The organism is Neisseria sp. Marseille-Q2251 (assembly GCF_940793045.1).
Classification (GTDB): domain Bacteria; phylum Pseudomonadota; class Gammaproteobacteria; order Burkholderiales; family Neisseriaceae; genus Neisseria.
Genome location: NZ_CALNWV010000034.1, coordinates 19,312 through 28,648, shown reverse-complemented (window position 1 = coordinate 28,648; position 9,337 = coordinate 19,312). Strand labels below are relative to the sequence as shown.

The window sequence follows — 9,337 nt, the reverse complement described above, 5'->3', positions numbered from 1 at the left end:
TCACCTGAGCTCAACCCGATTGAGAAGGTGTGGGCGAATATTAAGCGGTATCTGCGAACCGTATTGTCTGATTACGCCCGATTTGACGATGCGTTACTGTCCTATTTTGATTTTAATTGACTATAAATTTAAATCAGGACAAGGCGACGAAGCCGTAGACAGTACAAATAGTACGGCAAGGCGAGGCAACGCCGTAGTGGTTTAAATTTAATCCACTATATTTTTTAAGACAACTCTGTTTCCAAGCCTTTTGCGGTTGCGGCAGGTTTAGGTTGGCGCGGATATATTTATTGCGCTGGCGAGAATGCGTCCGAATAGAAGGCTGTCTCCGGTAGGCTGCATTGCGCGGTCAATACGGACTTCGCGCTTTCAATCATGGCGACGGAGCCGCAGGCATAAACTTCGTAGCCGCTCAAATCGGGATAATTCTTCGCAGCGGCAGTTTGGACGTATCCTTTTTCGCCTTGCCAACCCTCAGCGGCTTTTGATAGGACGGGAGTGAAGCGGGCGTTTTTCAGACGACCTGTCAACTCTTGCGCTTCTTCGAGTGCGTACAAATCATCTTGGTGACGCGCACCCCAGTAGAAATGGACAGCGCGGCTGCTGTCTTGGCGGATAAGGTCGAGCAGGATGCTGCGGATGGGGGCATAGCCTGTACCGGTTGCCAAAAGGATGATGGGTTTGTCGCTGTCTTCTTGTAGGGTAAACGAACCGAGCGGACCTTTAACTCGGACGATGCCTTTTTCTTTGACTTTGGGTTCGCTGCCAAAAATCATTTCCGAACAGACGCCATTTTCGCGCCTGCGGATGTGCAGTTCCAAAATACCTTCTTGGTCGGGCGAATTGGCGATGGAGTAGCTGCGGCTGACGTTGCCCGGCAGCAGTAAATCAATGTATTGCCCGGCGTAGAAAGCAAACGGCGGTGCTTTGGGCAGGGCGAGTTTCAGAAGGGCGACATCGTGTTTGAAAACCATGCTTTCGATACGGGCTGGCAGGGTGCGGACGGGGAGGGCGTTTGCGTTGTAACCGGGAATGTTGACGCTGATGTCGCTTTGCGCGGTGGTGCAGCACATCAAAATCTTGCCTTGCGCTTTTTCTGCTTCGGACAAAGCCTGTTCCGAGTGTTCGCCCATTTGAATATCGCCGCTCACCAGTTCGGCTTTGCATTGCCCGCAGGCCCCGCTTTTGCAGGAATGGGGCAGATTGAGGTTTTGACGGGCGGCAGCGGCTAAAACCGTTTCGCCGTCGTCGGCGGTAAAGGTGGTTTGGTCGGGTAGGGTAATGGTATGGGTCATAGCTTGGTGTGGTTTGAATAGATTAAGTTAAAAAGTCGTCTGAAAAATCAGCTTTCAGACGACCTCCGTTTTCGGAAGACAGTCTACAACGGATAACGGCAGCCGATATAGCCCTTATCTGAATCACCTCTTATTACATCAGCTTTAAAGACAGCAGGAAAGCCAAAATATTTCCATATCTTCAATTTTTTATTGGGGTCTGTTATCGATTTTTCGACAGCAGGCACACTATAGCCCAATGTATCCAGTTTTTTAGGTGTCGTTTTGGATGTGATATTTTGTCCCCTTAGCTGTTGCGTCAGCTCATAAAGGTCTTCCTGATATTTCTGACGGTATAGTGAATGCAATTTGGGATATCGTGCCCAATCAATTTCCAAATAGACAGCATTGTTGCGAATAGCGACATACTGCCCTTCTACTTCTTTTCCATCTAAGGGATTGGCAAGATGCACCTTAAACGGCAAGCGGTAACGGTAAGTAATGTTGTCGATCTTATTGACAAAACGTCCCACATTTTCTTCTTCCGCACGCTCATCTGAACCAGGGTAACCGGTAAAATTTTCCGGAATCCAAAACGAAAAATCCAAAGATGACACCTTGCAACGCAATACATCCTGTACTGTTTGAGGAGTAAAAGGCTGAGGCTGATCGGCGTAATTTTTTGCAAATGAGGAAGTTGTTACCAGTAATAGTACTGCAGGTAATATTATTTTCATCTTATTCCTTGATTTGTAATGGCTTTAAGGTCGTCTGAAAACTAAGCTTTAACCTATCCCCTGCTTTCAGACGACCCGGTAAGACTGGCTGAAAAATACATGAATGATTTTCAGGTTCATCGATTGCTGTTCTTTGTTCAGCAGCACATAGTCGCTCGCATCGGCTGATCCAATTCAGACGCCCATGTACTTCCCAGCAATGCAACCCACAAAACCATGATTTTAGCAATTTTCAGAAAATGCTCCGAAGAAGACACTTTGCAATTTCAGTTTCAACGGGAATTTGATTGATAAAACCGTATAGGTGGCTATACATAACTGCGTGTACGCGCCAAATCCGTTATCAGAAGGGGATTGTCAACACGCATTTTGTCGATCAGCTCTTTGCAGCGGGCGGTTGAAGGTTCTTGCCACAACCAATCCAGTTCGGATTGAGTCAGTCCAACCATCTGCAGAAAATCAACTTTGCCATTCGGTGTATCAATGGCAGGCAGTTTGGGATCAGAGACAAAAGCGATACCGACCAAAGCGGTTTCAGTATCACTTCGTATGGGACTGTTGGTAGGAATAAAGTGGTAGGGTTCGAACCATTTTTCGCTCTCAAAAACATAGCGGGCTAAGTTATTCATCAGGTTGATAGCCCAAAATGGTTCGTGCGGCGTACCGCTGTCGGAAGCCGGGTCAAGTTTGCAAGGTGTGATACGGAAGGTAAATTCGAAGCCCCACTTGCTGAATTCGACATCAGCACTCTCCGGAGAAAAGTAAAGCTCGCTCATGCCGTAGGAGATGATGTGGCGGTGTGGTGTTTGTTCTTCGCAATCGTAGATGCTCGTGCCGTCTAGCGGATCTTCTCCGCCCATCCAGTATTTGACGATACTGCCGTAGTGACGAGGTTCGGTGTCGCCGTAGAGTTTTTCAAGTTCGGCATCGATGGCGTCCCAGCCGACGGATTCGTCTTCGGAGAAGGTCTCGCGGTATTCTTGTTCTGTCATGTTTTATCCTTGTGTAACTCAGATTAAAATGGAGCTTAGAAAGCAGATTCAACGTGATTACAGGATGTTGCAAGCACTAGAATAGTCGGTTTTCCAGAGATACGCAGTAATCGAATCGACGCTGGGTAAAAATTTCGCGTGGGATATGCTTGGCATAGGCAAGATTGTAGGTATGCTGAGTGTAATAGGTATTATCAAATCCACAGCCGCGCCCATTTGTGCGAAGCTGTGCGGTTTGCCCGTCGGCTAAAACAAACAGGCGCCTACGAGATTTTCGTCCACCGCGTTTATCGGTGAAGTAAACGGTAAGGCAGTTGTCCTGATTAATAAATCCGAAACCATTATCCAACTCTGCGGGTAGAGTTTGCATTATGCTGAACTTGGGTTCATAGACTAAAAAAGTGACCGAATCATTGTCAGAATAAGATTCCTGATAATGTTGGTTGTGGCAACCATATTCACACTCTAAAACAGTATCAGGCAAGGGCAGTAGACGCGGCAGGCGGTTGCGTATGGTGGCAAGTGGCGCGGAGCGGCTGCGTTTTGTCCATTGTACGGAGACGGTTTGGAGAATAAACATAGAGGTTTTGCCTGAGGGAGAACCTGGTGGAGATTACTGTGTTTTCAAGGAAGACAAGGCTATCCTGCAAGGCAGCCGTCCAAAATATCCTGTTCAATTGAAGCGGTCAGTGTGATGCTGTGTCCGTCAAAAATCCAACCATCATCATCAAAGTGGAAATCTAAAAGACCCTGCTCCGACAAGGAAATACTGTCCAATTTCATCAGGCGGTAAAAGCCGTCTTCGTCTATTTTCCCTGATAAAACCAGTCGCTCGGCAGTTTCTTTGCCAACGTACTCCGCCATGTCAGTAATCAGACTGTCAAAATCAGTTTCATCGTAATCATCGTGTGGCGCAAACCAGTTTTGTGCCGTCGTATAAAAATGCTCTTTCAATGCTGTATGAATTACAACATCCCAACTTTCAACATGGGACACAATATCTTCCAGTATTTGCCATATATCTCCCACATCTGAATGGTCAAAGGCATCACGATAAATTAATACAGTGATTTTGCCTTTGCTCCACGGAATGCTTCCCGTATAGGCATCCCAATCTGATTTCCATTTAAAAATACCAAACTGTGGATGTTTGAGACTTTTCGGAATAGTCATAGGGATTCCTCATCACGGTTATCAAAGCCGCCTGAATCAGCATTATTGCTGTTTTCAGGCAGCACTCTACTTAAGCCAACTTCGCTTTAATCAATTCCTGCACCTGCGCGGGATTCGCTTTGCCTTTGCTGGCTTTCATCACTTGTCCCACAATCGCATTCAGGGCTTTTTCGTTGCCGGATTTGAACTGTTCCACGGCTTTGGCATTGTTTGCCAGCACTTCGTCCACCATCGCTTCAATCGCGCCGGTATCGGTCATCTGCTGCAAGCCGTGTTTTTCAATGATTTCGGCAATAGAGGCTTCGGGCTCCGCCCACATGGCTTCAAAGGCTTTTTTCGCCAATTTGCTGCTTAATGTGCCGTCGGCGATTTTGCCCACCAGCGCGGCGAGGCGCGGGGCGGTAATCGGGCTTTCAGGTAGCCCCAGTTCGGCTTTGTTCAGCGCGGCGGCGAGTTCGCCGTTCATCCAGTTGGCCACCAGCTTGCCTTGCCCGCTGACTTTGGCGGCCTCTTCAAAATAGGCAGCCTGCACGCGGCTGGCGGTGAGCAGGCGCGCGTCGTAGTCGCTCACGCCATAATCCGCCACGAAACGCGCCGCCATTTCTTTCGGCAGTTCGGGCATTTCTGCTTTGGCTTTTTGCAACCGGTCGTCTGAAATGATGACGGGCAGCAAATCAGGGTCGGGGAAGTAGCGGTAGTCATGCGCGTCTTCTTTCAAACGCATCACGCGGGTTTCGCCTTTTTCCGGGTCGAACAACATGGTTGCCTGCTGTACTTTGCCGCCGTCTTCCAAAATCTCGATTTGCGCTTCCACTTCGTAATTAATCGCCTGCTCTAAGAAGCGGAAGGAATTGAGGTTTTTAATCTCGCGGCGCGTGCCGAATTCCGCTTGGCCTTTCGGACGCACGGATACGTTGGCATCGACGCGGAACGAGCCTTCCGCCATATTGCCGTCGCAAATGTCCAGCCATGTTACCAAGCTGTGTAAGGCTTTGGCGTAGGCAACGGCTTCGGCGGCGGAGCGCATTTCGGGTTCGGATACGACTTCCAACAGCGGCGTGCCGGCACGGTTCAGGTCGATACCGGTTGCACCGTTCAAGCCCTCATGCACGGATTTGCCCGCGTCTTCTTCCATGTGCGCGCGGGTTACGTTGATGGTTTTCACATCGTCGCCGACCACGATTTCCAATTTGCCGTGTTCGACAATCGGCAAATCTAACTGGCTGATTTGATAGCCTTTGGGCAGGTCGGGATAGAAGTAGTTTTTGCGGTCGAACACGTTTTTCTGATTGATTTTCGCATCCAAAGCCAAACCTAATTTGATGGCTTTTTCAACGACTTCACGGTTCATTACCGGCAGTACGCCCGGCAGCGCGCATTCCACCACGCTGGCGTGCGCATTGGGTTCCGCACCGAATGCAGTCGATGCGCCGCTGAAGATTTTGGATTGGGTGTTGAGCTGGACGTGGATTTCCAAGCCGATTACTGTTTCCCAAGTCATAGTTTAAGTTTCCTTTGAATTTGGGTTGTTTTAAATAGGGGATATTTGATTTTTCATTGGGCAGGATTTCTGAAATACATAGAAACCTGCTTGCATTTAGGATGGCGATGATTGTTTAAAAAGCTTTTTACGCCAAATAGCCAGTAGCAATACATTCACAGCAGCCACAACAGATACGAGGAACAGCCATTCGTAAGAATAAATAACATTAAATAATGTAACAAATGTTTGTTCCAGAGGATGCAACGTCAACTGTCCGTAATATGCCGCTTGATTGCGAGCCGGCATAATAAAACGCATGACTATGTAACCAAGGTTGATAAACAAACTCAAAGGTAGGTAGATAATGCTATTGAGTAATAAATGTTTTCGCCAAAAATGCGGCGTTTTTGGACGTTTACGCCACAAAATGTACGTAACAAGTACAGAAAGGATGAGCCAGTACAGCAGAAATAACACAATGCTTGTAGATATTTCCAGCCCCGTTGTCTGCCATAAACCCCATAAGAATTGCCAAAATTTTGGGGAAAAGTAATCGTAATATTCCATTATTTTAGTAATTTTGTTAGTTTCAGACTGCTAGAAATTAGACGGTTTCTTAATGTTGCCGTTGGGTTTTTATGAGTTTCAAATTCATACCATTTCGCTACTTTGGATTTCATCAATTATAACTAAGCATTGTTGATGACCGCTATTTAACCATACCATCCAAATGTAATAGTTTGGTTGAATACAACCAAAAATGTCGTTTAGCCGTCTAATTCCACTTCATCATAACTACCGTCTAAGTTACCGTCCACATCAATAATATGATGCCAAAAAATGCCGTCGTCGCTAAGTGTAGCGCGGAATTTACCATTGCCATAAAAGTTCAGGGAGAATATCGATACGCGGTGTTTAAGCTCGGTAGCAGTTATTGGCTCGGCAGGCGGTTCGTCCTGTTGCAGTTCTAGTTCGTGTGCAGTACTGAGCATTTCTTGGGCGATGTATTCTTTCAGACTGCCTATGTGTTGTTCGTAGTCGGCAAAGAAGGAGTGGCAGTCCTGCAAGGCAGAGTCGTGTTCGGAAAGTGTGTTACCGTCGGTATGGAGGCTTAGGTTGAGCTCTTCGCCCTGCCACTGAACGGTAGTGGAAAAATGCCCACCACCGTATTTTTTATCCATTGTCCACGTCCAACCCCGTGTGTCGGTGTAGGTCACAGGGCGAAGGTATTCGGCGACGATGTGGTCTAGTTCGGAGTGAGCAACATTTCGTTCGAGAATATCCACTAACATGAAACTGTGGCGGAAGATTTCGGGCAGCCTTTCAGGTTCGGTGTGTGGGAATGATTCTGCAGCAGCGGGTTTGCGACGACGAACGCGTAAACGGTAGTTATGTCCAATCTCAAATTCCTGCAGTTTTGCTACAACTTCAGCTTCTGTGCCGACCCAGTTAATGTCACACAAATTGTTAACACACTCCCCAGTGTTACAGTTGATGTATGCCAATCCATCTTGACAAACATAGCGCGTTTTAATGCGCGGGTGTACTGACTCAACAATATTGCTATCAGCAGCCGTAAAGAGGATTTCGATTTCTTCAGGGGAGTAACGGTTATCGAAGTCTTGAATGGGGTTCATAAGCTCCCTTGCAAATTGACTGTACTGGTTTGGGAATTAATCTGAGGTAGATCCAAAACTATGCCCAATTAAATAAGCTAAAAAAATCTTCTAATGAATTAGCAATAACACGCCATGTCAGCTCGCCGTCATCCCAATAAATCACACGAGGCATTTCTTTATTTTCTGAGAAATCCATGCAGAACGAGCAATTGCTGCCATCAACACCGAATACGAGGATTTGCGAGAAATTGGTAATATAGCCTAAATCGTATTCGTTTTGCTTTTGGTGGTCGACATATTCTTCAGCTTCCTCTGTGGGGAAATCCTTGGGTAGCTCGCGGCTATATTTTAGGATTTCGTCTGAATTGTAAAAAATATGGGTTTCGGTAAACAGCTTGTAGCCGAATTGGTCTTGCTCCTGATTGGGCCTACCACCCAGACCTTCGTATTTTTTGAGTAGTTTGTCGTAGTTTTTCGGGATTTTGGGTTGGTGCATTACTCAGGCTACCTGAAAAAGATGATTCAAAACAATAATGCTACGAATTCTACTATTTTCAGGTAGCCTTTCAGACGACCTCAAAGGTTACCTGAAAACTTCACACAGGTGCTTTCGTGTGCCAATCACTCGCCAGTTGTACTTGATGCGCCGCACCGAGGATTTTGGCTTCGGAGAAGTGGTTGCCGATAAATTGCACGCCGATGGGCAGTCTGCTGCTGAAACCTGCGGGCAGGGTCAGGGCGGGCAAACCGGCCAGATTCACGGCGATGGTGTAGATGTCGGAAAGGTACATCTGCACGGGATCGTGGATGTCGCTGCCGAGTTTGGGGGCGGCGGTGGGCGCAGTCGGAGCAAGGATGAGGTCACATTGCGCGAAGGCCGTCTGAAAATCGTTGGCAACGAGGCGGCGCAGTTTTTGGGCTTTCAAGTAATAGGCATCGTAGTAGCCGTGCGACAACACATAAGTACCAATCATGATGCGGCGTTTGACTTCGCTGCCGAAACCTTCGGCGCGGGTGTTGCTGTACATTTCTTCTAGGTCGCCGAATTGGGCGGCGCGGTGGCCGTAGCGCACGCCGTCGTAGCGGGAAAGATTGGTGCTGGCCTCGGCGGAAGCGAGGACGTAGTACGCGGGAATGGACAGGGCGGTTTGCGGCAGAGAAACTTCAATGGTTTCCGCGCCTTGCACTTTTAAAAGGTCGATGACGTTTTGCAAAGCAGCCTGCACATCGGCATCCGCGCCTTCGCCGAAATATTCTTTAGGCAGACCGATTTTCATGCCTTTGAGCGGTTTGTCCAAATCGCGGGTGTAGTCTTCTTTGCTGCGTTCCAAGCTGGTGGAATCGCGCTCGTCGAAACTTGCCATCGCATTAAGCAAAATCGCGCAGTCTTCGGCGGTTTGCGCCATCGGACCGGCTTGGTCGAAACTGGATGCGTATGCAACCATGCCAAAGCGGGAAACTGTGCCGTAAGTAGGTTTGATGCCGGTGATGCCGCAGTGTGAAGCAGGCTGGCGGATGGAGCCGCCGGTGTCTGAACCAAGCGCGGCAGGAGCAAGGCGTGCGGCAACGACCGCTGCGGAACCGCCGGACGAACCGCCTGGAACGTGTTCGGGATTCCACGGGTTTTTGGTCGCGCCGTAGAACGAGGTTTCGTTGGTCGAACCCATGGCGAACTCGTCCATATTGGTACGGCCGAGCGTTACCATGCCTTCATCAAGCAGGTTTTGCACGACGGTGGCAGTGTAGGGAGAGATAAAGTTGTCCAACATTTTGGAGCTGCACGCACTGCGCCAGCCTGTTTGGCAGAAAATGTCTTTGTAGGCAATGGGTACTCCGGTGAGCGCGGTAGCGTTACCTTGTGCGATGCGCGCATCGGCGGCACGGGCTTCGGCGAGGGTTTTGTCTTGGTCGAAGGTGATGTAGCCGTTGATAGCCGAGTTCTGCGCAGCAATGGCGGCGAGGTATTCGGTTGCCAGTTCGACGGCGGAGATTTGTTTGGATTGCAGCAGTTGGCTGGCTTGTTTGAGGGTGTATTGGGTCATAAGAGTCTTTTAGTTTA

At 48.4% G+C, this 9,337-nt stretch carries 10 protein-coding genes and 1 pseudogene; 1 reads left to right on the top strand and 10 read right to left on the bottom strand.

Annotated elements, in window-relative coordinates:
* Positions 1 to 120: pseudogene (locus tag AAG834_RS10625) on the top strand (IS630 family transposase); the annotation flags it as partial.
* A gap of 167 nt (positions 121 to 287) precedes the next feature.
* On the opposite strand, the gene AAG834_RS10620 reads toward AAG834_RS10625, so the two are convergent.
* From AAG834_RS10620 to gatA, 10 genes are all read right to left on the bottom strand, one after another.
* Positions 288 to 1,295 carry a 2Fe-2S iron-sulfur cluster-binding protein gene (locus tag AAG834_RS10620; protein ID WP_342032098.1) on the bottom strand — a complete coding sequence of 336 codons (1,008 nt, stop codon included), beginning with the start codon at positions 1,293 to 1,295 and terminating at the stop codon, positions 288 to 290.
* 83 nt (positions 1,296 to 1,378) lie between these two features.
* The gene (locus AAG834_RS10615; RefSeq protein WP_342032097.1) at positions 1,379 to 2,011 is read right to left on the bottom strand and encodes a peptidoglycan-binding protein; all 633 of its coding nucleotides are present in this window, start codon (positions 2,009 to 2,011) and stop codon (positions 1,379 to 1,381) included.
* A 308-nt stretch (positions 2,012 to 2,319) separates the two neighbouring features.
* The gene (locus AAG834_RS10610; RefSeq protein ID WP_070511986.1) at positions 2,320 to 3,003 is read right to left on the bottom strand and encodes a suppressor of fused domain protein; all 684 of its coding nucleotides are present in this window, start codon (positions 3,001 to 3,003) and stop codon (positions 2,320 to 2,322) included.
* 76 nt (positions 3,004 to 3,079) lie between these two features.
* On the bottom strand, positions 3,080 to 3,583 hold the full coding sequence (locus AAG834_RS10605; protein ID WP_083299280.1) for a hypothetical protein: 504 nt from the start codon (positions 3,581 to 3,583) through the stop codon (positions 3,080 to 3,082).
* Positions 3,584 to 3,642: 59 nt separating this feature from the next.
* Entirely contained in the window at positions 3,643 to 4,176 is a 534-nt protein-coding gene (locus AAG834_RS10600; RefSeq protein WP_342032096.1) for a DUF2262 domain-containing protein, read from the bottom strand.
* A 70-nt stretch (positions 4,177 to 4,246) separates the two neighbouring features.
* The gene (gatB, locus tag AAG834_RS10595) at positions 4,247 to 5,677 is read right to left on the bottom strand and encodes an Asp-tRNA(Asn)/Glu-tRNA(Gln) amidotransferase subunit GatB (RefSeq protein ID WP_342032095.1); all 1,431 of its coding nucleotides are present in this window, start codon (positions 5,675 to 5,677) and stop codon (positions 4,247 to 4,249) included.
* Positions 5,678 to 5,773: 96 nt separating this feature from the next.
* On the bottom strand, positions 5,774 to 6,226 hold the full coding sequence (locus tag AAG834_RS10590) for a hypothetical protein (protein ID WP_342032094.1): 453 nt from the start codon (positions 6,224 to 6,226) through the stop codon (positions 5,774 to 5,776).
* A 200-nt stretch (positions 6,227 to 6,426) separates the two neighbouring features.
* The gene (locus tag AAG834_RS10585; RefSeq protein ID WP_342032093.1) at positions 6,427 to 7,296 is read right to left on the bottom strand and encodes a DUF2262 domain-containing protein; all 870 of its coding nucleotides are present in this window, start codon (positions 7,294 to 7,296) and stop codon (positions 6,427 to 6,429) included.
* A gap of 58 nt (positions 7,297 to 7,354) precedes the next feature.
* Entirely contained in the window at positions 7,355 to 7,774 is a 420-nt protein-coding gene (locus AAG834_RS10580) for an SMI1/KNR4 family protein (RefSeq protein WP_342032092.1), read from the bottom strand.
* Positions 7,775 to 7,874: 100 nt separating this feature from the next.
* Positions 7,875 to 9,320 carry an Asp-tRNA(Asn)/Glu-tRNA(Gln) amidotransferase subunit GatA gene (gatA, locus tag AAG834_RS10575; RefSeq protein ID WP_342032091.1) on the bottom strand — a complete coding sequence of 482 codons (1,446 nt, stop codon included), beginning with the start codon at positions 9,318 to 9,320 and terminating at the stop codon, positions 7,875 to 7,877.
* Positions 9,321 to 9,337: the final 17 nt, after the last annotated feature.

Excerpts from the sequence above, each read along its gene's own strand:
- AAG834_RS10620 (WP_342032098.1), bottom strand. The coding sequence starts at position 1,295 with ATGACCCATACCATTACCCTACCCGACCAAACCACCTTTACCGCCGAC.
- gatA (WP_342032091.1), bottom strand. The coding sequence starts at position 9,320 with ATGACCCAATACACCCTCAAACAAGCCAGCCAACTGCTGCAATCCAAA.
- AAG834_RS10600 (WP_342032096.1), bottom strand. The coding sequence starts at position 4,176 with ATGACTATTCCGAAAAGTCTCAAACATCCACAGTTTGGTATTTTTAAA.
- AAG834_RS10585 (WP_342032093.1), bottom strand. The coding sequence starts at position 7,296 with ATGAACCCCATTCAAGACTTCGATAACCGTTACTCCCCTGAAGAAATC.
- AAG834_RS10580 (WP_342032092.1), bottom strand. The coding sequence starts at position 7,774 with ATGCACCAACCCAAAATCCCGAAAAACTACGACAAACTACTCAAAAAA.
- AAG834_RS10605 (WP_083299280.1), bottom strand. The coding sequence starts at position 3,583 with ATGTTTATTCTCCAAACCGTCTCCGTACAATGGACAAAACGCAGCCGC.
- AAG834_RS10615 (WP_342032097.1), bottom strand. The coding sequence starts at position 2,011 with ATGAAAATAATATTACCTGCAGTACTATTACTGGTAACAACTTCCTCA.
- AAG834_RS10590 (WP_342032094.1), bottom strand. The coding sequence starts at position 6,226 with ATGGAATATTACGATTACTTTTCCCCAAAATTTTGGCAATTCTTATGG.
- AAG834_RS10610 (WP_070511986.1), bottom strand. The coding sequence starts at position 3,003 with ATGACAGAACAAGAATACCGCGAGACCTTCTCCGAAGACGAATCCGTC.
- gatB (WP_342032095.1), bottom strand. The coding sequence starts at position 5,677 with ATGACTTGGGAAACAGTAATCGGCTTGGAAATCCACGTCCAGCTCAAC.